Here is a 21200-nt window from a genome sequence, read left to right as displayed (position 1 = left end):
TCGCGGCGAGCAGACGCAGTTCATGCCCGGCCAGGCAGACGGCGCCTGGGCCTGGCGGACCACACGCCCCCGGAGTCCGGGCCGCACACCAAGCCGAAGAACGCAGGTCGCTTAAGAAGCACCGCTGACGCGCGGGCGAGCTGATGCCGCGGCCCATGGTTTCTCCGCGGGTTCCGGTCAGCGGGCCAGGTAGCCGCCGTCGACGGCGAGGGCGTGGCCGATGGTGAAGGACGCCTCGTCTGAGCACAGCCAAAGGGCGGCCTTGGCGATCTCGTCCGGCCGGCCGAAGCGGCCGAGCAGGCTGAGCCGGTCCGCAACCTCGGAGGGATCCCGGCCGCGCTGCTTGATCGCGGCATCGAGCATGGGGGTGGCGATGGCGCCGGGGCAGATGGCGTTGATCCGGATGCCGGCGGAGGCGTAGTCGACGGCCGCGGCTCGGGTGAGGCCGAGCACACCGTGTTTGGTCGCGGTGTAGACGGCCTGGTGCGGCTGGGGCCGGAAGGAGTTGACGGAGGCGATGTTGACGATCGCCCCGCCGGTGTCCTGCTCCAGCATCTGGTTGATCTCGCATCTCATGCACAGGAACACCGACATGAGGTTGACGCGCAGCAGCCTGTCGGCGGTCGCCTCGTCGCATTCGGCCAGGGGGACGGTTTCGGGGCCGATCGCGGCGGCGTTGACGGCGCAGTCGAGGCGGCCGAACGTCTTCACCGTTTCGTCGATCATGTGCTGGACGTCGGTGGCGTCGCCGACGTCGGCGGGGATGAAGCGGGCCCGTCCGCCGGCCTGCTCGATGAGGCGGGCCGTCTCCCGTCCCTCGTCGGCCGCCAAGTCCACGACGGTCACACTCGCCCCCGCCTCGGCGAACGCCAGTGCCGTCGCACGGCCGATGCCACCGGCCGCACCGGTGACCACGGCCGTCCTGCCGGTCATGGCGTCTCCCCGGCGGCGTGGCGTCCCGCGATGTACCCGAAGACGATGGCGGGCCCGAGTGTGCCGCCGGCTCCGCCATAGGTCATGTGCATGACGGAGGCCATGGTGTTGCCGGCGGCGTAGAGGCCGGGAATGGGCCGGCCGTCGACGTCGAGGACGCGTGCGCTGGTGTCCGTGCGCGGTCCACCCTTGGTCCCGAGGGTGCCGCTGCGGACCTGGACCGCATAGAACGGCGCGGTGTCCAGGGGGCCGATCGTCGAGGCGGCGGTGTCACCGAGCGCCGGATCGCCCCACCACCGGTCGGTGACACTGTCACCCCGGCCGAAGTCGGGGTCGGCGTCGGCATGGCGGTTCCACCGTTCGACGGTCTCCGTCAGCGTCTCGGGCCGGATGTCCAGGGCGCAGGCGAGCTTCTCGACGGTCGGTGCCTCGATCATCCAGCTGGGAGTGGGATGGTCCGGACGGTGGCCGGCCAGGCCGTAGCGGGTGAGGTAGTGGTGGTCGAAGACCATCCAGGCGGGATGGTTGACATAGTCGAACGTGGTGACGTCCAGCACGTGGAAGGCCGCCCCCAGCGCGTTGTAGTTGGCCGCCTCGTTCGCGAAGCGCCGTCCGGCACGGTTGACCATGATGCAGTGCGGTTTGGACCGCTCACCGTTGACCTGCCACGGCACCCTTCCTGCCTGGGGGTGGTCGATGTCGATCGTCGGTACCCACCAGGCCTCCCGCATGTTGCCCAGGCTCGCGCCGACGCGCATGGCCATCCGCAGCCCGTCGCCGGTGTTGGTCGGAGTGGAGACCGGGCGCTCCATCGGGCCGCGCAGGAAGGCACGGACGAGCTCAGCGTCGCCTTCGAAACCGCCGGTCGCCAGGACCACTCCGGCTGTCGCCCGTACGAGGAGGGGGCCGGTGGCCGTCTCGAAGCGGACGCCCGTGACCTGACCGTCGTCGACGATGAGCTCCACGGCCCTGCTGCCGGTGCGAGGTTCGATGCCGCGGTCCAGGCATCCGGCCAGCAGGGCGCCGGCCAGGCCCTGGCCCGCGCCGCGCTCGTCGTGGATCCGCCGGCGGGCCAGTTCCTCCTCCGGCACGCCGCCGGGCGCGCCCCGGCCGAGGGAGGTCTCGCCCATCATGATGTTGCCGGTGATCTGGTAGCCGGTGGTGACCCGCTCCGCCCACGGGCCGAGACGGTCGAACGGGAACAGCAGGGTCTCCAGCGAGCGGCCGCGTTTGGCGCCCGGATGTTCGGAGTGGTAGTCGGGGAAGCCCGGGATGACGCGGAACTCGACCGGGGTCTTGGCCTCCAGCCAGAGGACCGCCTCGGGCCCGGTGTCGACGAAGGCGGCCGCGAGATCGGGATCCATCAGGCCGTGCGAGAGCGATTCCAGGTAGGTCAGGGCCTGCACGCGGTCGTCGTCCAGGCCCAAGTCGGCCATGTGCGGGTTGCCGGGGATCCAGACCATCCCGCCGGACCAGGCCGTCGTCCCGCCGACCTGGGACGCCTTCTCGAAGAGGCCGACACGGGCTCCCCCGTCGTGGGCGGCCAGCGCCGCGGTGAGGCCCGCGGCGCCGGTGCCGAGCACGACGACGTCGTAGGTTTCCATGCTCGGTGCCTCCATCAGTAGGCGGCGGTGCCGCCGTCGATGCTGAGCATCGCGCCGGTGATGCCCGCGCCGGCGTCGGACGCGAGCAGGACCGCGACGGCGGCGACCTCCTCGACCGTGTTCGGCCGTTTGATCGCCGAGTCCTGGACGTACATCTCGATCAGCTGCTCGTAGGTGATGCCCATGGCCTCGGCGGTTCGCGGGCCTTCGTCCTTGACGATGTCGGTGATGATGATGCCGGGGCACAGGGCGTTGACCGTGATCCCCTCCGTGCCGACCTCCTTGGCGACCGCCTTGGTGAACCCGTTGATGGCGTGCTTGGCGGTGACGTAGGGGGTGATGACGGGTTTGCCGTGCTTGCCCTCGACGGAGGAGATATTGATGACGCGGCCCCACTTGCGCGGCAGCATGAGGCGCAACGCCGCCCGGGTGGCATAGAACGTGGAGTACAGGTTCCACTTCATGTGGAGATCCCAGTCCTCGTCGGTGAGCTCGGTGACCGGGGCGAGCCTGGCCGCCCCGCCGGCGTTGTTGACGAGGATGTCGAGCCGTCCGAACGTGTCGACGGCGGTCGTGATCAGCCGCTCGATGTCGTCCTTGTCGTTGACGTCGCCCCGGCAGAACACGGCACGGTCCCCCGCGCCGAGTTCGGCCAGCGCCTTCTCGCCCTTCTCCGGGCTGCGGCCGTTGATGACGACGCGTGCGCCCTCGGCGAGGAAGGCGGCCGCGATGGCCTTGCCGATGCCGGCCGTTCCCCCGGTGACGACGGCGACCTTGTCCTGCAGCTTCATGATCTCTCCTGGGGTCAGAGGTCGAGCACGGTCACGGTTCCGGTGGAGCCGTCGACCTCGACGAGGGCTCCGGTGGGGATGCGCCGGGTGGCGTCCTGGACGCCGGCGGCGCAGGGGATGCCCAGCTCCCGGCTGACGATCATGGCGTGGCTGCCCATCGACCCGGTGTCGACGACCACACCGGCCGACGCCATGAACAGGGGCGTCCAGGACGGATCGGTCTGCGGAGCCACCAGGATCTCGCCCGGTTCGAACTCGGCGATCTGGGAGATGTCGGTCACGACCCGCGCCCTGCCGCGGATCACGCCGCCGGAGGCCGGGGCTCCCCGCAGCACCTCTCCCACCCGCGCCGGCGCGTGCTCGGCGTCGCTGCGGGACGAGAGCTGCTCCAGCGAGGGCAGCGGGCTGTTCGCGTCGATGAAGGTCGGCAGTTCCAGGCCGAACAGCGACCGCCACTCCTTCTCGCGGCGCGCGAGCGTCTCCTTCAGCTCCTGCGGCTCGGCGACGAGGCCGTCGAGTTCGTGCTCAAGCGCCATGAAGACCTGCCGCGGGCCGTCGAGATGGCCGGCCTCGTGCAGCCGTCGCCCCACCTCCAGCAGGGCGACGCGGGCCTCGTGCAGCACCTTGACGGCGTTGGTCTTGCCGCGTTCGCGGAAGGCGGCGAAGCGCCGCGCCGAGGCCACGGCCGTGCGGAGGGTCTGCCTGGCGGTCTCGTCGTCACCGACGATCTCGAGCGCGCGGTCCATCGCCGCCTGGGTGTCCTCGGCCTGGCGCCGCTGCCGGGCGGCGGGCGAGGCGTCCTCGTCCAGGTGGCGCAGCCGGTCGACGAGTGCCAGGACCAGCTCGGGCCGCGTCTCCCAGCTGTCGGCGCCGATGTCCCACTCCCCCGGCCCTCGGTAGCCGTACTCGCGCAGGAACCCCCGGAACCTTCCGGCGAAGTCCGGGTGAGCGGCGTCGATCCGTGCCGCCAGCCCCTCCACGCCGCCGTCGAACGTCGCGGTGAGGCCCGGGTCCGCCCAGACCTCGCGCGACAGCTCCCAGAGCGCGTAGGACGGGGCGGCGGAGTCGACGTCCCCGGCCTTGCCGATCAGCCGCACCACAAGGGAGGGGTCAGCCGCACCGACCAGGGCGCCGATCACGCCCGGCCCGATCGCCGCCTGGTTGCTGCCGATGGTCTCGCCGCGCCACATCAGCCGCTCGATCGGCATCATCGACCGGGCGCGCGCGACCAGCGCCGCGAGCGACAGCTCCGGCAGCTCCGGCCGTTCGGCGCGGACCCGGTCGGCGATCCTCTGGTCCTCCTCGATCTCCGGGACGGACGTGGTGGTCAGCGCCCACTGCGTGCGCGCCGCCATCCGCTCCGACAGCTCCTCGTTGACGTCGTCCTGGTGGGGCACGTGCGGGGGAGCGTCCGGGTGGGCGAAGAAGGCGGCGTCGATGGCGTCCGCCCCGATGCCGGCCCGGATGCCGACGACCCGCACGCTGGACTGGTTGACATAGAGGTGCCCGTAGAAGATCCCGCCGACGGCGGCCCCGGCGGGATCCAGCTCGGACGGCCGGAAGGCGTCGAGCGCGACGTAGCCCGCGGCCCAGCCCGGGAAGATGTGCGGCCGCCAGGCGAGGCTGGCGCCGAGCGGCGTGAGCGGATCGGGCAGCACGTCGGCGGCGTTCAGCCTGGTGTAGATGGGAAAGCGCGCGCTCGGCGCCGTGTCCCAGGACGACGCGGTGTTCTCGGGTGGCATCTGGTACTCCTCAGGTGGCATCTGGCCCTCCTCGGGTGGCATCTGGTCTTCCTGCCGGGTGGTGGAAGGAGATCCGGGGGGTCGGCCCGGTCTCCGGGGATGCTCAGGGGGCGATGCCGCCGCCGACGGTGACGACCTCGCCGTGCAGGTAGGGGACCTCGTCGCTGAGGATCCACGCGGCGGTCGCGGCGATCTCATCAGGCGTCGCGTAGCGGCCGAGCGGCACCTGCTGCTCCATCGCCGTCTTGAAATCCGCGGCGCCGACTCCCGCGAGGGGGGCCAGCCCCTCTTCGAGGGAGCGCATCATGCGGGTGTCGACCACGCCAGGGGCGAGGGTGTTCACGCGGATGCCCTGGCCCCCGACCTCACGGGCCAGGCAGCGCGCCAGCCCGTGCACGGCGTGCTTGGAGGCGTTGTAGACGGACGTGCCGGCGGTGCCCATGAGCGCGGCGATGGAGGCGGTGAACAGCAGCCCGCCCCCGCCTCCCTGTTCGGTGAAGCGTTGTACGGCCGCCTGCGCGCAGAGGAACACGCCTCGGACGTTCACGGCGAAGACGCGGTCGTAGTCGGCGATGTCGAGTTCGGCGACCGGACGCACCCGGCATTCCACTCCGGCGTTGGCATGGAAGAGGTCGAGCCGTCCCGAGATCGCCACTGCGGCGTCCACGCACGCCGTGGCGCCCTCCGGCGTGGTCACGTCGGCGGCGAGGGGCACCACGCCGTCGCCGAGCTTGCCGGCCATGTCCTCGACGGCGGACCGGTCGATGTCGGCCGCGACGACGGTACAGCCCTCCTCGGCCAGCCGCCGGCAGACCGCGGCGCCGATCGCGCCGGCGGCACCCGTGACGACCACGGTCTTGCCCGCCAGTCCCTTGAGCATGGTGATCTTCCCTTCGCAGACGACCCGCCGAGGGTCAGCCGATCTTCCAGAGCTTCTTGAAGGCGTCGGCGTAGCCCGGGTAGCCGACGTAGTAGCCGTTCGAGTCCAGCGGGACCGAGCGGACGTTGTCCTTGGTGATGAGCTGGGTCGGGAGCAGGGTCGTGTTGGCCGTGTCGAGGCTGTCGCCGTTGAAGTGCCGGACCAGCATGTCGACGTCGCGCCAGCCGAGGATCGTGGCGGCGAAGCCGGTCCACACCTCCTCGGTGCCGGCCTTGAGCGCCGCGATGTTGGCGGGCGAGGGCGTCTCCCCGCCGATCTTCACCTTCCCGGTCAGGCCGGCGGCCCGCAGGGCCGCGGGCACGCCCAGGGTGAGATCGCCGATGGAGAAGATCGCCCAGTTGACGCTCGGGTCCCGCTGGATCGTGCTCACCACGCTCTGCGGCGTCTTGGTGCCCAGGTCGCTGATCTGCTGGTTGACCACCGTCACCTTGCAGGACGGGCAGGCGGAGGTCAGCGCCTGCCGGAAGTTGTCGGTGAAGGTGGTGAGGATCGGATAGCCGCTGATGGTGAAGACCGCGGCGTGCGCCTTGCCGCCGCTGTGCGCCGCGACGTACTGGCCGACCATCTTCCCGTACTGCGCCACCTGGGGGACGCCGTCCAGCGACGTGGAGATGATCCCGGGCTGCACGGGGTCGGTGATGCTCTCCCCGAGGACCGGGACGCCTTGCGCCTTGGCCCGTTCCAGCTGGGCCCGCAGCAGCGCCACCGGTGTGCCGGAGAAGACGATCGCGTCGGGCTTCAGGGCCAGCGCCTGGTCGAACGCCTTGGCGGCGTCCTCGGGGCCGGTGCCTTCGGGGATGACCTGGACGCGCCAGCCGAGCGCCTTGCCGGCTTCGACGATGCCGAGGTTCTTGACGTGGGTGACCGGCTGCGGGCTCTCCGGAACGGCGATGAGCTTGCCCGTGGGCGGCCGCTTGGACACCGGCTCGGTGAGTTCGATGCCGGTGGGATTCTTCAGCAGCTGGGCGACGGCGGCCTTGGCCTGGTTCACGGCGGCGACGTCGACGGTACCGGTGGTGCCCGCGTCCGAGTCGCCGCACGCGGCCGTCACCGCCAGAACCGACACGAGGGTGGCCGCGAGCAGCGGCCGCTTGAAGTTGATCATTGCTCCTCTTCCGTGGGGTGAGGGGTCCCCGTGGCGGGCGGGGAACGAAGGCGGGAGCGTGCCGGGCCGGCGGCGGGGTCAGGTACGGCGTGCCGAGCGGCCCGCGAGCGCGACCGCGACGACGAGCGCCAGCCCGTTGAACAGGTCGTTGACGAACACCGGCGCACCGGCCAGCTGCAGTCCCTTCACGCCCGTCGCGAGCAGGTAGATGGCGACGAGCGTGCCGAGCACGTTGACGCGGCCCGCCCTGATCTGGGTCGATCCCAGGAAGACCGCGCTGAAGGCCGGCAGCAGGTAGGTCAGGCCGACGTCATAGGAGGCGGAGCCGAGCTTGCTCGCCAGGACGACTCCGGTGAAGGCGGCGACGGTCGCCGAGGTGAGCAGCGCGCCGAACACCAGGCGCCGGTCGCGCACGCCGGCCAGCCGCGCCGCCTGCGGGTTGCCGCCGACCGCGTACAGGTAGCGGCCGACGGTGGTGTGCTCGATGACGATGTAGACGACGGCGGCGAGCACCAGCATCAGGTAGAAGGGCAGCGGCAGGCCCCACCATTGGAACCCGCCGAAGTCGAGGAAGTTCACCGAGACGCCCTCGACGATCTGCTGGCCGTTGGTCACCCAGTACGCGGCGCCGGTCAGGATGCTGCTGACCCCCAGGGTGCCGATGAACGAGTTGACCCGCAGCTCGACGACGATGAACCCGTTGAGGGCCCCGATCCCGGCTCCCACCGCGATGGTGATGAGCGCGGCCAGCAGCGCGTTGACCCCGTGCACCTGCAGCCACATCACGACGGTCACCGAGAACCCCATGGTCGCCGCGCACGACAGGTCGAAGACCCCGGCCGCCAGCGGCAGGACGAGCCCGATCGCCAGCATCGCGGTGATCGCCTGGTCGCCCGCCACGACACGGGCGTTGGCGGTGGTCAGGAAGGTGTCCGGCACCCAGACGGCGAAGATCACGATGGCCGCCGCCCAGACGTACAGGCCGCTGAAGCGATCGAGGCCCAGGTTCGGCGGGCGCCGGAGGCGGCCGGGCGTGGCCGGGGACGTCTGCGCGACCGGCCCGTGGCCGGCATGAGGTGGCACGCCGTCGGTCCTCGGCTCGGCTGCGTCTGTGGTCATGTGCACTCCCTCGGCCCTGTTGCCGCTCGGCGGTTCGGACAACGTGACGGACGGCCGGATGCGCCGGCTCAGGCGGACGCCTTGCGGACGGTCAGGGCGGTGATCCGGTCGGCGTCCAGATCGGGACGGTGAAGCTCCTCGGCGGCGCGGCCGCCGCGGAGCACGATGACCCGTCCGCACAGGCGGGCGAGCTCGGTGTCGTCACTGCTGGCGACCACCACGCCGGCGCCCCCCGCCGCGGCCCGGTCGACCAGGGTGTGGATCTCCTCCTTCGCCCCGACGTCCACGCCCTGGGTGGGTTCGTCGAGCAGCAGCACGCGCGGGGTCCGGCGCAGCCAGCGCGCGAGCACGACCTTCTGCTGGTTGCCGCCCGACAGCGCGTCCAGCCGCCGCTCGGTCCCGGGGGGCCGGACGTCCAGCCGTTCGAGCCAGGCGGCGACGTCGCTCCTCTCGCGGCCGCGGCTCAGCAGGCCGTGCCGGCGGAACGGGCCGTGGTCGGCGATCGACACGTTCTCCCGGAGGGAGTGTTCGAGGAACGCGGCGTTGGCGTGCCGCTCGGCGGGCACCAGCCCGATCCCGGCCGCCATGGACAGGTCGGGCCGCGACGGCGGCAGCGCGGTCCCGGCGACCGACACCGTGCCCCCGCGCGGGACTCCCCCGAAGATCGCCGAGGTGATCTCCTCCCGGCCCGAGCCGGTGATCCCGGCTATGCCCACCACCTCGCCGGCGCGCACCTCGAAGGAGACCCCCGCCAGCACCGCGCCGGTCAGCTCCGACACCGTCACGACCACCTCGCCGGCCGCGCCGGCGACGGAGGCCGGGGCGTCGTGCTGTTCCAGCCGGCGCCCGATCATGAGTTCCACCAGAGCGTTCTCCTCAAGTCCGAAGACGGGCACGGTGGCCACGTGCCGGCCGTCGCGCAGCACCGACACGGTGTCGCAGAGCACGAAGACCTCGTCGAGATGGTGGGAGACGAACAGCACGGCGACTCCCGAGTCACGGACGGAGCGCACGAGCGAGAACAACCGGTCCACCTCGGTGTCCGGCAGGTTCGCGGTGGGCTCGTCCAGGACGAGGACGCGCGGCGGCGTGGCGTGCCGGGAGAGAGCGCGCGCGACCGCCACCGCCGTGCGCTCGCTGACCGACAGCTCGCCCACCGGCCGCCGGACGCTGAAGTCGTAGCCGAGCCGTTCCAGGGCCGAGCGGGCCGCCACGCGCTCCCGCCGCCAGCGGACCAGCCCGGTGGGGCCGGTCTCGTAGCCGCGGCCCAGGGCGAGGTTGTCGACCGTGTCAAGGCTCGGCACGAGCCCGAGATCCTGGTGGACGAAGCGCAGCCCCGCGGCGTCGCCCGCGCCGGGGGCGCCGAGGTGCAGCGCCATGCCCGCGACCTCCACCGCCGCGCCGGGATCGGGGGCGTGGTAGCCCGCCAGCACCTTGATGAGGGTCGACTTGCCCGAGCCGTTCTGGCCCACCAGACCGCGGATCTCACCGGGTGCGATGTCCAGATCGACGTCCGCGAGGGCCCGCTGACCCGGAAAGGTCTTCGAGAGCCCCTTCACCCGTAGGGCTGATCCCGGCATGAGCCCTCCCGGCATCCCAGTCCCGGCTCGACTTACTTGAGAGCCGTTAGTGTTTGTGATGTGGGACACAGTAACCGGGCACTACCGGCCGCGCAATCGGCTGAGGCCGGGAATTTTCCAGCTCCACCAGCGACAACTCAATCCGCGCGGCAGGACCGGCCTACCGGACTACCGCGCGGTCGAACCGGACTCTCCCCTGGACCGATGGTGAAATCCGGGGTCAGTTACTGATGCCGACTATTAGTTAGCTGGTGGTTCGTGCCGGGTCGCGCTGGTGACGGGCGCCGTCCCCGGCTCGGGCGGAAGGAACTGGCCGGTCCGGGCCGAGACGCCGCCGTCCACCGGGATGACCACGCCGGTCAGGAAGCTCGCGGCCGGCGACACCAGAAAGGCGATCACCTCGGCGACCTCCGCGGCCTCGCCCCAGCGCTGCAGCGGCACCGCCCGGCGGAGCGCCTCGTAGCGTTCCGGCTGCGCCTCCCGCAGCCCGCGGGTCATGGGGGTGTGCACCGGTCCCGGGCAGACGACGTTGACCCTGACACCGTCCACCGCCAGGTCGACGGCCAGGCACCGCGCGAGGTTGATCGCGCCGGCCTTGGACATGCCGTACGACCAGCGGTTCGGCTCACCGCCCAGGCCGGAGACCGAGGCCGTCACCACGGCGGCGCCGCCGCCCGCGCGGCGCAGCGCCGGAACGGCGGACCTCATGCCCAGCACCACGCCGAAGGCATTGACCGCGAACACCCGCCGGACAACCTCCAGGTCCAGCGTCTCAAGGGAGCCCGACCCCGGCATGCCGGCATTGAGCACGACGGTGTCGAGCCGCCCGAAACGGCTCTCGGCGACCTCGACCGCGCGGAGGTTGACGGCCTCGTCGGCGACATCGCCGCAGACCGTCTCCGCGGCCGGTCCGGCCGACAGCCAGGAGATGGCCGCGGCGTCCCGGTCGACGCCGACGACCCGGTAACCGCGGGCGAGCAGGAGTTCGGCGGTCGCCCGGCCGATGCCCGAGCCGGCACCGGTCACCAGAGCGACCGGAGAGATCACCTCAGACGGCATGTGCTCTCACTCCCTTCCGGCGAGCACCGATCGGGGCTCAGCGGCCGGACAGCCGCGCGACGACGGGCGCGAAGTCGTCCAGGACCGCCTCGCCCACGGTCACGTAGGAGAAGCCGTACTCGGCACGGCGGCGTTCGAGCTCTTCACAGATCGCGTCAACCGACCCCACCAGCGCGTGCGGGAACTCGCGGAGCCGTTCGGCGTCGAGCCCGGTGCGCGCCGTCAGTGCCTCGGCCCCGGGGCCCTTTCCCGAGTCGACGGCCACGAAGTAGGCGGCGATCTCCAGCGTGAGTCCGCCGAAGCGCTCTCCCGCCCCGGACCGCACCCAGTCCAGCTTGCGCCGGGTCTGCTCGGCCGTGGACGACGCGACGCTGTCCGGCCCCAGGACGCCGGAGGCGTTGTTGAAGTTGACGCTCACGATGTCGGCCCGGGCACCGGCCAGCCTCAGGACACGCGGCGCCCCGCCGCCCACCATGATCGGCGGCGGTCGCTCGATCGCGGGCACCGCCGTGAAGCCCGTGGCGTGCACGTGTTCTCCCCGCACGTCGACGGGGCCGCCGGCGAAGCTCTGCCGCACCAGCTCCAGCGTCTCTTCCAGCCGGTCGATGCGCTCGGCGGCACTCGGGAACGGCACACCCATGGCGTCGTACTCCGCCGCGAGCCAGCCCGCGCCCAGTCCCAGCTGAAACCGGCCCTCCGAGAGCAGCTGGAGAGTGGCGGCCTCCTTGGCCAGGACGACCGGGTGGTGATAGCCGGTGCACAGGACCCTGGCTCCGACCTCCAGCGTCGACGTCACCGCGGCGGCCATCGCGATCGCCGGAACGGCGGCCAGCACCTGTACCGAGTGCCCCGTGGAGTCGAGCGCCGGTCCGGGGCCGATGTAGTGATCGGGCACCTGCAGGCTCGCGTAGCCCAGCGCCTCGACCCGGCGGGCCAGTTCCCGCCAGTGCCGCGCGGACGTCGAACGGTAGGCCTGGCAGGCGAAGCGGAAGGGGCGCGCGCTCATGGCCGCCGCTCCGCCGCGCGGGCCCGTCCGGACGAGGTCCGGCCGGGCGGAAGGTCAGCTCCCATGGCCGGAAGTATGACCCAGTTTCTTTATCATGGCTACAGTATCTGGCGCGGTTCGCGGCCGGGCACCGGGAGTGGGTGCACCAGGCCGGGAGGGTGGGAAGGGATCCGGATTCGGCACCCGGGCACCGCCTCCGCCTCCGATCGCGTCGGCGCCGCACCGCCGCGCACCCGCCACTGGACCCGCCGGGACGGCCCGACCGGCGGCCCAGCCGATGATCGTCGGTCGGGCACTGGAATATGGCCACCGACCTGGTGTTCCATGGAGTACCGGCACCCTGGAACGCGCACGATTCCCGGCCATCCGGACGCGGCGGCTTACTTGATCGAACCTCCAAAAAGTAGCGGCGAGTTTCTTGACGTCGAGTTCGCTAACGCGGCACGATGCCCTCACCACCCGATGTAACCCACGTCACTCATCCCCGCCGCTCATCCCCGTCACTCACCCCCGTCACCCACCCAGGTCACGTCGCCCCGGTGCCGTGACCCGCCAGCGCCGGGCCGCCGCGGTCCGGAGAGGAGCGCGACATGCCCGCCTTGCCCGCCACCGGCAGCGTCGGCCGGTCCGCCACGCCACTGGCCGAGGACTTCGCCGCCGAACTGGTCGAGCTCGCCGTCCGCGGGATGCGCCGCGGACCCGCGACCCCGCAGTTGGAAGCCCTGGCCGCCCAGGGATTCGCGGTGCTCAAGGGTCCGCTGGCGATGCCGACCCCACGAGGCACCGAGCTGGCGGGCGAGATGCTGCGGCTGCCCTCCGGTTCCGCCGAGGAGCAGCGGGTCCGCGCCCTGTACGAGACGTTCCTGCCGATCAACCGGCGCCTGCGCGATGTGTGCACCGCCTGGCAATGCCACCCGGACGGGAGCGCCAACGACCACTCGGACGCCGCCTACGACGCCGCGGTCCGGGACGACCTCGATGACGTCCACGAGGCGGTCGCGCCGGTCCTGCGGCGGCTCGCGCCGGTCCTGCCCCGCACCGGCGGATACCTGACGCGGCTGGAGGCGGCACTGGAGCGGCTCGACGACGGCGATCACTCCTGGCTGGCCTCACCGATGTTCGACTCGTACCACACGGTCTGGATGCACCTCCACCAGGAGCTGCTGCTGGCCCTGGGCGTCAGCCGCGCCGAGGACGCCGAGCTCGAGGAGCGCCTGGTCGCCGAAACCAGGGACGCCGGTTGAGCGTCTCCGGCCGGGCGTCCCGCGCGGGCTCATCACTCGGGCACGGGCTGATCCCCTACGGGCTGATTCCCTACGGGCAGGGACGCGCCCGCGGGCTCGACGCCGCCGCGCTCGGCACGCACGGGTTCCAGATGGACGAGCTCATCTCCCTGGGCCTGCCCACGGTCGCCGGCCTGACCGTACCGGTCGCCGACGCCGAGTCCCTCACCGATCCCGACCTCGCCATGGCCGCCGTCGAGCTACTGCAGCAGCTGGCCGGGCGGCGGCTCGCCCACGGTGAGCGTCCGATGCTGGTGCGGCTCACCGCCAGCGCCCCCGTTCCGGTCGCAGGGCTGCCGCCCGATCTGCCAGTGGTGGGGCTGGCCCCGCACAACCGCGATGCCGTGATGAAGGTCATCGCACGTGACCGGGTGCTGCACGAGGTGTGGGGGACGATGCTACGCAGCATCGGGGAGCACGGCTTGGGGGTGGCCGGGGCGGCGATGGACGACCTCATGTTCGACGTGACCGACCCGTGCGAGCAGGTGCCCGCGCTGCTGGAGCTCATCGCCGCCGAGGCCCAAGCGCCGTTTCCCGACGATCCGGCCGGCCAGCTCGCGGTGGCGGCTCGCGCGATGCTGGCCCGCTGGCAGACACCACGGGCCAAGCGCGCGCGGCGCACCCAGAAGCTGCCCGCCGACCTGCCGCTGGCACTGCACGTCCAGGCCCTCGTGCTGGGCCCGTGGGACCTGTCCGGCTTCGGAACCGCCACCAGCCGCGACCCCGAGACCGGCGCCTTCCGTCCCACCGGCACGTTCTACCGGGGTGTGCGCCGCAGCGCCCCCCGCCCGCCCCGGCCGGAGGACCTGTCGGCGGTGCCGGGCGGTGCGGGGCTTCTGGAGAGCGCGCTGCTCACGCTGGAACAGCACTTCGCGGCGCCCGCCGCCCTGGACTTCGAGTTGCGCGACGGCGAACTGGCGCTGCTGTCGGCCCGGCCGGAACGGGCCGCCGGCCTGGCCGCCGTCCGCCTGGCCGTGGATCTGGTGAACGCGGGGGCCCGCGCCGAGCGCGCGGCAGTCCGGCAGGTGCGGCCCGCCGACGTGCAGGAGTTGCTGCATCCCCAGCTCAGATTGACCGGAACCGAGACCGAACTGGTGCGAGGGCTGCCCGCCTCCGCCGGGGCGGCGTGCGGTGAGATGGTCCTGTCCAGCGACGCGGCGGTGAGCCGGGCCGCCGAGGGCGTCCCGGTCGTGCTGGTCGCCACGGAGACGACGCCGGCCGATCTGCCCGGCCTGCTGGCCTCCGCCGGGGTGATCACCGCCGCCGGCGGGCTGGCCTCGCACGCCGCCGTGGTGGCGCGCGGCGTGGGGGTGCCCGCTGTCTGCGGAGCCGGCGGGCTGCGGATCGACGCCGCGTCCGGCACCGCGACGGCCGGAGACCGGACGCTGTGCGAGGGCGACATGGTGGCCCTGGACGGGCGGACCGGAGCGGTCTACACGGGCCAGGTGGAGATCAGTGCCGCCCGCCCGCCACGCGAACTCGAGACCGTGCTCGGCTGGGCGGACACGCTGCGCAAGCTCGGCGTGCGCGCCAACGCCGACACCGGGCGGGACGCCCGGACGGCGGTGGAGCTCGGGGCCGAGGGCATCGGGCTGTGCCGCACCGAGCACCAGTTCCTCGGCGAGCGGCTGCCCCTGATCCGGCGGGTCATCCTGGCCGCCGATCCCGAGGCCGAGCGGCGGGCGCTGGACGCGCTGGCGGAGGCCCAGCGGGAGGACTTCCGCGAACTGCTGCGCGGAACCGGCTCCCGGCCCGTCACCGTGCGGCTGCTGGACGCGCCGATGCACGAGTTCCTGCCCGCGCCCGGCCGGGCCGGCGACGCCGAGGCCGAGGAACGCGCCGAGGAACTGCGCGAGGCCAACCCCATGCTCGGGGTGCGCGGCGTGCGGTTGGCCCTGCTGCACGACCGGCTCTACCCGGCTCAGGCAGAGGCGCTGTTCGGCGCCTGGCTCGACGTGCGCGCCGAGGGTGTCGAGCCGGAGCTCGAGGTGATGATCCCGCTGGTGAGCCTGCCCGAGGAACTGACCGCGGCCGCCCGGCAGGTCCGTGCCGCCGCCGAGGCGGTGGCGGCGCGGGCGGGCATCGACGTCAGCGCCGTGCCGTACCGGATCGGCAGCATGGTGGAGACGCCGCGCGCGGCCCTGCTGGCCGGGGAGCTGGCGCGTACCGCGCAGTTCCTGTCCTTCGGGACCAACGACCTGACCCAGCTCACCTACGGCTTCTCCCGCGACGACGTCGAGCGGCGGGTCCTGGAGCCGTACGTGGCGGGCGGGCTGCTGGCCGCCAGCCCGTTCGAGCGGCTCGACGCCGACGGGGTCGGCGCGCTGATCGAGATCGCCGTCCAGCGGGCCCGGGCGGTGCGTCCGGACATCAAACTCGGCCTGTGCGGCGAGCACGGCGGCGACCCGGCCTCGATCGAGCTGTGCGACCGGCTGGGCCTGGACTACGTGTCCTGCTCGCCCGGCCGGGTGCCGGTCGCCCGCCTGGCCGCCGCCCAGGCGACCTGCGCCGCACAGGAGGGCAGGACCCCATGACCGCGAGCACCGCGCAGACCGGCACCGCGCAGACCGGCGCCTCGACGTTGGACGACGAGGAGCTGGAGGCTCTGCGGGACACCGTCCGTGAGGTCTGTGCCGACGCGGGCGGGACGACGTCCGTCCGCGAGCTGGACGAGAACGGGCGAGGATACGACGAGCGGCTGTGGCGTGTGCTCGCCCAGGAAGTCGGACTCGCCGGGCTGGGCCTTCCCGGGCCGTACGGCGACGGTGGCTTGGCGGAACTGGCCGTGGTGTGCGAAGAGCTGGGCCGGGTGCTCGCGCCGGTGCCGTTCCTGGGCTCGACCGTGCTGGCGGGCCAGGTGCTCGCCCGGTGCGGCCCGCTCTCCACGACCGCCCTCAAGGCCCTGGCAGAGGGGCAGGTGCACGCGCTGGCCGTCGCCGACGCCGACGGAGCCTGGCGTCCGGAGAACCTGGCGGTGACCGCGCAGCCGGCCGGGGACGGCTGGCGGCTGACCGGGATGAGCCCGTTCGTGCTCGACGGCACCGCCGCCGCCGGTTTCGTCGTCGCGGCGGCCGGGCCGGACGGAGTGGACGTGTTCACCGTGGCCGCCGGTGCCCCGGGCGTGACGGCGCGGCCCACCGAATGCCTCGACCTGAGCCGTTCCCAGGCGATGTTGCTGCTGGACGACGCCCCGGCCGTCCGCGTCACCGTCGGCGGTACCGGCGCGACGGCGGTCACCGAGGGCCTCGACCTGGCGCTGGTGGCCCTGTCGGCCGAGCAACTCGGTGGCGCTCAGGCGTGCCTGGACATGACCGTCGCCTATGCCCGTGAACGCACCCAGTTCGGCCGTGCCATCGGGAGCTTCCAGGCGGTCAAGCACCGCTGCGCCGACATGCTGCTGCAGGTGGAGACCGCCCGGTCGGCGGTGCTGCGCGCGGTGGCCGTCCAGGACGACCCGTCCGCGCTCGCTGAGGCCGCGGCGGTGGCGCAGAGCTGGTGCTGCGAGGCCTACGCGTGGGTGGCCGAGGAGACCGTGCAGCTCCACGGCGGCATCGGCTTCACCTGGGAACACGACGCGCACCTGTACTTCCGGCGGGCGGTGGCCGACGCCGCTCTGCTCGGCGGTTCCGCCCATCACCGCGAACGGCTCGCCCGGCTTCTGGGCTGGTAGTGCGCGGGCGAGAACGAGGAACGGACATGCCCACACCCACCCTGGAGCAGTGGCGGGAGCAAGTACGCCGATGGCTCGCCGCCACCCTGCCGCCCAAAGGGTTCGACCATGACGAGGAACCGGACGACTACGCCGTCTTCCACAACCTGTCCGACGAGGAGGAGCGGGCGCTGCTGGACCGGGCCCGCGCCTACCAGCGGGCGAGGTTCGACGCCGGATTCCAGGCGCTGACCTTGGCCGAGGAGCACGGCGGCCGGGGCCTGCCCGCCGCGTACGCGACCGCGTTCGCCCAGGAGGAGACGGGCTTCGCGGTGCCGCCGAGCACCGAGTTGATCAGCGTCACCGTGGGCCTGGTCGGTTCGGCGGTCGCCGTCTACGGCACGCCGGAGCAACGCCGGCGGCTCGCCCGCGCCTTCCAGCGCACCGACCTGCTGGCCTGCCAGCTGTTCAGCGAGCCCGGCGCGGGCTCCGACCTGGCCGCGCTGTCCACCAAGGCCGTGCGCGAGGGTGACGCCTGGGTCCTCACCGGACAGAAGGTGTGGACCTCCGGCGCCCGGTTCGCCGACTACGGCATGGTGCTGGCGCGCACCGATCCCGAGGTGGTCAAGCAGGCCGGGATCACCGCGTTCCTGGTGCCGATGGACGCACCGGGACTGACGATCAGGCCGATCCGGCAGATGAGCGGCGGGTCGTCCTTCAATGAGGTGTTCCTGGAACGGGTGCGCGTCCCCGACGCACTGCGGCTGGGCGCGCCCGGCCAGGGCTGGGAGATCGCCAACGCCACGCTGGCGTTCGAGCGGTCCGCCTCGGGGGCGGGCAGGCGACGCAAGGGTGGATCGGTCGGTGACGTGGTGGCACTGGCACGCCGGCTCGACCGGACCGGTGACCCGCTGGTACGTCAGCGGCTGGCCGACCTGCACGTGCGGGCCGTCCTGCACGCGGCCACGGTGGACCGGGTGGCCCGGGCCACCGCCGCCGGACGGCGTCCCGGCCCCGCCGCGTCCATCACCAAGCTGATGGCCTCGCAGACGCTCACCCTGACCGGCCGGGTCGCCGCCGAGGTGATGGGGGCGCGCATCGCCGCCGACACCGGCGAGCCGGGCACGTTCGCCTGGACCGGGCACCTGCTGGGCGCCCCCGGTTACCGGGTGGCGGGCGGCACGGACGAGATCCAGCGGAATCTGATCGGCGAGCGGGTGCTCGGGCTGCCCCGCGAGCCACGGGCCGACAATGGCGCGTTCTCCCGGCTGCCCCGTTCCTGAACCGTTCCTCCCCGGAGGCGAAATGCGCCATCACGAGCAGGTCGACGTGGACATCTATGTCGACGGGGTCTGGTCGCCGGTCACCGGCGGGCGGCGCGCCGAGGTGCACGAGGCCGCCACCGGCGCGCTGATCGGCAGCGTCCCGCTTGCGGAGGACGAGGACGTCGACCGGGCGGTCGAGGCGGCACGCGCCGCACTGCCCGCCTGGGCCGCCGTCCCGATCGCCGAGCGGGTCGCGCTCCTGCACCGCATAGCCGACGGGATCGCCGCACGCCGCGAGGAGCTGGCCGAGCTGATCGCCCGCGAGGTGGGCACGCCGATCGCCGACTCCCGCCGCATCCAGGTGGACATGCCCGCCGCCGTGCTGCGCACCACCGCCGACCTGGCCGAGACCGAACTGGCCGACGAACGGATCGGGCATTCGGTGGTGGTGCGCAACCCGGTCGGTGTGGTCGCGATGATCACTCCCTGGAACTACCCGCTGTACCAGATCGCGGCCAAGATCGCCCCCGCGCTGGCGGCCGGCTGCACCTGCGTGGTCAAGCCCAGCACCGTCGCGCCGCTGTCGGCGTTCGCGCTGGCCGAGATCGCGCACGAGGCGGGGCTGCCCGCCGGAGTGCTGAACGTGCTGACCGGCACGGGCGCGGGAGCCGGCGAGCGGCTGGCCGCGCATCCGCAGGTGGACATGGTCAGTCTCACCGGCTCCACGGCGGCCGGGGCCAGGGTCGGCGAGCTGGCCGCGCGCACGATCAAACGCGTCGCGCTGGAGCTGGGCGGCAAGTCCGCACTGATCGTCACCGAGAACGCCGACCTGGACGCGGCGATGGCGATGGCGCTGCGCGCCTGCTTCGTCAACAACGGTCAGACCTGCGCGGCGCTCACCCGCCTGCTGATGCCGCGTTCGCGGCTTGCCGAGGCAGAGGAACGGCTGGCCGCGCTGGCCGCCGGGCTGGTGGTCGGCGACCCCCTGGATCCGGTCACCTCCGTCGGGCCGCTGGCCTCGGCCGCGCAGCAGCGCTCGGTGCTCGGCCACATCGAGGTCGGCGCCCGCGAGGGCACCGTGCTGACCGGACCGGGCGCACGCCCGAGGACGTGCAAGGGCTTCTTCGCGCCGCCCACCATCATCTCGCGGCTGCCGCCCGAGGCCGTGGTGAGCCAGGAGGAGATCTTCGGGCCGGTGCTCGCGGTCATCCCCGTCCAGGACGCGGAGGAGGCGATCCGGATCGCCGACGCGTGCGACTACGGCCTGTCCGGCGGCGTGTGGGCGGCCGACGTCGAGGCCGCCCAGACGATCGCGCGGCGCCTGCGTACCGGCCAGGTGTCCCTCAACGGAGGCCGGTTCAACGTGCTGGCGCCGTTCGGCGGATACCGCAAGTCGGGCAACGGCCGCGAACTCGGCCGGCACGGACTCGCCGAGTACGTCGAGCTGACCTCCCTGCAACTGCCCGTCTGATCCCCCTGCTCAGACGGCCAGGACGGTGCAGGCGCTGACGCCCGGGGCCCCGTACACGTGCGTGAAGCCGACGCGTGGCGAACCGGGCACCTGCGCGCCGAGGGCGCGGCTCTGAAGCTGCCGGACGACCTCATGGACCTGCCGCAGCCCGGACGCGCCGATCGGCTCGCCGTTGGCCAGGCAGCCGCCGTCGGTGTTGACGGGCAGGCGGCCGCCCACCTCGGTGGCGCCCCCGCGCAGCAGCGTCTCCTGCTCCCCCGCCTTGCACAGACCGGTCTCCGCCAGATGGATGATCTCCGAGCCGCTGTCGGTGTCCTGCACCTGCGCGACGTCCACCTCGGACGGCCGCACCCCGGCGCGGTCGAACGCCGCGGCGGCGGCGTCGATGCTGGGGCTGTGGTCCGGCTCCGGCGCAAGCCATGGGGAGAACACCTCGAACGAGCCGAAGCGGCGGGTTCTGAGCGACAGCGCCGCCAGCCGGACCGGCCGCTCGCACAGGTCGTGCGCCCGCTCCCCCGTGGCCAGGACGAGCGCCACCGCCCCGGCCGCCGGCGAGCAGAACATGTACCTGGTGAGCGGCGGGTTCACCGGGGCGCCGTCCATGATCTCCTGCTCCGGCAGCTCCTTGCGCCGCCAGGCCATCGGGTTGCGGGCGCCGTTGCGCAGCGCCCGCGCGGCCACGGTCGCCAGCGCCTCCTCCGGGATGCCGTGCTCGTGCAGGTAGCGGCGGGTCTTGAGGGCGAAGTACTGGGTGGTCAGCATCATCCCGGTGGTGGCGTACCAGTCGCCGAGGCCGTAGGAGGCGGCAGGCCGGCTGAACGCGCCGCGCTCGTGCTTGTCGAACCCCACGACCAGGGCCGTGCCCGCCTCACCGGCGCGCAGCGCGCCGGCCGCCGTGACCAGGGCGGCCCCACCGGTCGCGCATCCGTTGCGCACATTGACGAACGGCACGCCGGTGAGCCCCAGCCGGTCGACCAGTGTGTCGGGCTTGCCGGCCTCGTTGGAGCCGCCGACCGCGTAGCCGATGTCGTGCCAGGCGAGCCCGGCGTCGGCGAGCGCGTCCCGGCATGCCTGCTCGGCCATCGTGTAGCCGTCCACATGCTCGTTACGGCCGAACGGATGGATGCCCACGCCGACGATATGGACGTCCTCCCGGACGCTCACCAGATCTCCCCGTCCTCGTCGGCGGAGAAGGCGAAGGTGTGCACCTCGGTGCCGTCCTCGCCGAGAAAGGCGGGGATCATGGTCAGCCGCACGGGGAGCCCGATCCGCAGCCGCTCGCGGGGGACGTCCAGCCGGGACTCCACGATGACCACGCCGAGGTCGACATAGCCGACCGCGTACGGCACGAACGCCTCCCCAAGCCGCCGGTAGGGCGGCTTGGGCTCGAACTCCTGCACCGTCCACGACCACACGACCCCGCGCTCGGGGAGCGTGTGCGCGGCCATCGTCCCTGACGGGCAGCGCGGGCACGAGCCGCGGCGAGGGAAGGTGACAGTGGCGCAGCCGGGGCAGCGCGAGCCGGCCAACCGGGGCGGCGCCGTCCCGGCGAAGAGGGCGGGATCCACGACCGCAACGTCCACCGTCGCCTCCCAGGCCAGGGACTTACTGGTGACCAACTTCAGTAAGTAGCACCCTAGTGCAACGACTCCC

17 protein-coding genes are annotated in these 21200 nt (G+C 72.8%); 5 read left to right on the top strand and 12 right to left on the bottom strand.

Features of this window, described 5'->3' with window-relative positions; translation table 11 throughout:
- Window positions 1-177 precede the first annotated feature (177 nt).
- The 10 genes from F8566_RS45280 to F8566_RS45235 form a co-directional block, all read right to left on the bottom strand.
- Window positions 178-933: a glucose 1-dehydrogenase gene (locus F8566_RS45280; protein WP_151569846.1), complete on the bottom strand. Its 756-nt coding sequence runs from the start codon at window positions 931-933 to the stop codon at window positions 178-180.
- The gene (locus F8566_RS45275) at window positions 930-2537 is read right to left on the bottom strand and encodes an FAD-dependent oxidoreductase (protein WP_151569844.1); all 1608 of its coding nucleotides are present in this window, start codon (window positions 2535-2537) and stop codon (window positions 930-932) included. Before F8566_RS45275 ends, F8566_RS45280 begins: the two co-directional genes overlap by 4 nt.
- Window positions 2538-2551: 14 nt before the next feature.
- On the bottom strand, window positions 2552-3328 hold the full coding sequence (locus F8566_RS45270) for an SDR family NAD(P)-dependent oxidoreductase (protein WP_151569842.1): 777 nt from the start codon (window positions 3326-3328) through the stop codon (window positions 2552-2554).
- A 14-nt stretch (window positions 3329-3342) separates the two neighbouring features.
- A complete protein-coding gene (locus F8566_RS45265) occupies window positions 3343-5091 on the bottom strand; it encodes a PEP-utilizing enzyme (RefSeq protein ID WP_225994111.1) in 1749 nt (582 codons plus the stop codon).
- Window positions 5092-5173: 82 nt separating this feature from the next.
- Window positions 5174-5950 (bottom strand): SDR family NAD(P)-dependent oxidoreductase, encoded by a 777-nt coding sequence (locus F8566_RS45260; protein WP_151569840.1) that lies wholly within the window; start codon window positions 5948-5950, stop codon window positions 5174-5176.
- A gap of 34 nt (window positions 5951-5984) precedes the next feature.
- Complete coding sequence (locus tag F8566_RS45255) at window positions 5985-7115, bottom strand: sugar ABC transporter substrate-binding protein (protein WP_151569838.1); 1131 nt, start codon at window positions 7113-7115, stop codon at window positions 5985-5987.
- A gap of 78 nt (window positions 7116-7193) precedes the next feature.
- On the bottom strand, window positions 7194-8234 hold the full coding sequence (locus tag F8566_RS45250; protein WP_151569836.1) for an ABC transporter permease: 1041 nt from the start codon (window positions 8232-8234) through the stop codon (window positions 7194-7196).
- Window positions 8235-8302: 68 nt separating this feature from the next.
- On the bottom strand, window positions 8303-9814 hold the full coding sequence (locus F8566_RS45245; protein WP_192810216.1) for a sugar ABC transporter ATP-binding protein: 1512 nt from the start codon (window positions 9812-9814) through the stop codon (window positions 8303-8305).
- A gap of 240 nt (window positions 9815-10054) precedes the next feature.
- Complete coding sequence (locus F8566_RS45240; protein ID WP_151569832.1) at window positions 10055-10873, bottom strand: SDR family NAD(P)-dependent oxidoreductase; 819 nt, start codon at window positions 10871-10873, stop codon at window positions 10055-10057.
- 37 nt (window positions 10874-10910) lie between these two features.
- Window positions 10911-11879, bottom strand: a complete 969-nt coding sequence (locus F8566_RS45235) for a TIGR03621 family F420-dependent LLM class oxidoreductase (protein WP_151569830.1) — start codon at window positions 11877-11879, stop codon at window positions 10911-10913.
- Window positions 11880-12469: 590 nt separating this feature from the next.
- Here F8566_RS45235 and F8566_RS45230 point away from each other — a divergent pair.
- From F8566_RS45230 to F8566_RS45210, 5 genes are read left to right on the top strand one after another with little or no spacing between them, the layout of a single operon-like run.
- On the top strand, window positions 12470-13123 hold the full coding sequence (locus F8566_RS45230; RefSeq protein ID WP_225994110.1) for a MarR family transcriptional regulator: 654 nt from the start codon (window positions 12470-12472) through the stop codon (window positions 13121-13123).
- Window positions 13120-15696 (top strand): putative PEP-binding protein, encoded by a 2577-nt coding sequence (locus tag F8566_RS45225; RefSeq protein WP_225994109.1) that lies wholly within the window; start codon window positions 13120-13122, stop codon window positions 15694-15696. Before F8566_RS45230 ends, F8566_RS45225 begins: the two co-directional genes overlap by 4 nt.
- Entirely contained in the window at window positions 15693-16832 is a 1140-nt protein-coding gene (locus F8566_RS45220; protein WP_151569828.1) for an acyl-CoA dehydrogenase family protein, read from the top strand. Before F8566_RS45225 ends, F8566_RS45220 begins: the two co-directional genes overlap by 4 nt.
- A gap of 26 nt (window positions 16833-16858) precedes the next feature.
- Window positions 16859-18094 carry an acyl-CoA dehydrogenase family protein gene (locus F8566_RS45215; protein WP_151569826.1) on the top strand — a complete coding sequence of 412 codons (1236 nt, stop codon included), beginning with the start codon at window positions 16859-16861 and terminating at the stop codon, window positions 18092-18094.
- A 22-nt stretch (window positions 18095-18116) separates the two neighbouring features.
- On the top strand, window positions 18117-19547 hold the full coding sequence (locus tag F8566_RS45210; protein ID WP_151569824.1) for an aldehyde dehydrogenase family protein: 1431 nt from the start codon (window positions 18117-18119) through the stop codon (window positions 19545-19547).
- A 9-nt stretch (window positions 19548-19556) separates the two neighbouring features.
- On the opposite strand, the gene F8566_RS45205 is transcribed toward F8566_RS45210, so the two are convergent.
- A complete protein-coding gene (locus F8566_RS45205) occupies window positions 19557-20711 on the bottom strand; it encodes a thiolase family protein (RefSeq protein WP_151569822.1) in 1155 nt (384 codons plus the stop codon).
- Entirely contained in the window at window positions 20708-21130 is a 423-nt protein-coding gene (locus tag F8566_RS45200; RefSeq protein WP_151569820.1) for a Zn-ribbon domain-containing OB-fold protein, read from the bottom strand. Before F8566_RS45200 ends, F8566_RS45205 begins: the two co-directional genes overlap by 4 nt.
- Window positions 21131-21200 lie beyond the last annotated feature (70 nt).

Source organism: Actinomadura rudentiformis, from assembly GCF_008923185.1.
Taxonomy (GTDB): Bacteria; Actinomycetota; Actinomycetes; order Streptosporangiales; family Streptosporangiaceae; genus Spirillospora; species Spirillospora rudentiformis.
Note: the sequence above shows the minus strand (reverse complement) of the source record. Positions and strands in the feature narration are given on the sequence as shown.

What these genes read in the sequence shown, in the direction of transcription:
- F8566_RS45280 (WP_151569846.1), bottom strand. Translation starts at nt 933, where the DNA reads ATGACCGGCAGGACGGCCGTGGTCACCGGTGCGGCCGGTGGCATCGGC.
- F8566_RS45275 (WP_151569844.1), bottom strand. Translation starts at nt 2,537, where the DNA reads ATGGAAACCTACGACGTCGTCGTGCTCGGCACCGGCGCCGCGGGCCTC.
- F8566_RS45270 (WP_151569842.1), bottom strand. Translation starts at nt 3,328, where the DNA reads ATGAAGCTGCAGGACAAGGTCGCCGTCGTCACCGGGGGAACGGCCGGC.
- F8566_RS45265 (WP_225994111.1), bottom strand. Translation starts at nt 5,091, where the DNA reads ATGCCACCTGAGGAGTACCAGATGCCACCCGAGAACACCGCGTCGTCC.
- F8566_RS45260 (WP_151569840.1), bottom strand. Translation starts at nt 5,950, where the DNA reads ATGCTCAAGGGACTGGCGGGCAAGACCGTGGTCGTCACGGGTGCCGCC.
- F8566_RS45255 (WP_151569838.1), bottom strand. Translation starts at nt 7,115, where the DNA reads ATGATCAACTTCAAGCGGCCGCTGCTCGCGGCCACCCTCGTGTCGGTT.
- F8566_RS45250 (WP_151569836.1), bottom strand. Translation starts at nt 8,234, where the DNA reads ATGACCACAGACGCAGCCGAGCCGAGGACCGACGGCGTGCCACCTCAT.
- F8566_RS45245 (WP_192810216.1), bottom strand. Translation starts at nt 9,814, where the DNA reads ATGCCGGGATCAGCCCTACGGGTGAAGGGGCTCTCGAAGACCTTTCCG.
- F8566_RS45240 (WP_151569832.1), bottom strand. Translation starts at nt 10,873, where the DNA reads ATGCCGTCTGAGGTGATCTCTCCGGTCGCTCTGGTGACCGGTGCCGGC.
- F8566_RS45235 (WP_151569830.1), bottom strand. Translation starts at nt 11,879, where the DNA reads ATGAGCGCGCGCCCCTTCCGCTTCGCCTGCCAGGCCTACCGTTCGACG.
- F8566_RS45230 (WP_225994110.1), top strand. Translation starts at nt 12,470, where the DNA reads ATGCCCGCCTTGCCCGCCACCGGCAGCGTCGGCCGGTCCGCCACGCCA.
- F8566_RS45220 (WP_151569828.1), top strand. Translation starts at nt 15,693, where the DNA reads ATGACCGCGAGCACCGCGCAGACCGGCACCGCGCAGACCGGCGCCTCG.
- F8566_RS45215 (WP_151569826.1), top strand. Translation starts at nt 16,859, where the DNA reads ATGCCCACACCCACCCTGGAGCAGTGGCGGGAGCAAGTACGCCGATGG.
- F8566_RS45210 (WP_151569824.1), top strand. Translation starts at nt 18,117, where the DNA reads ATGCGCCATCACGAGCAGGTCGACGTGGACATCTATGTCGACGGGGTC.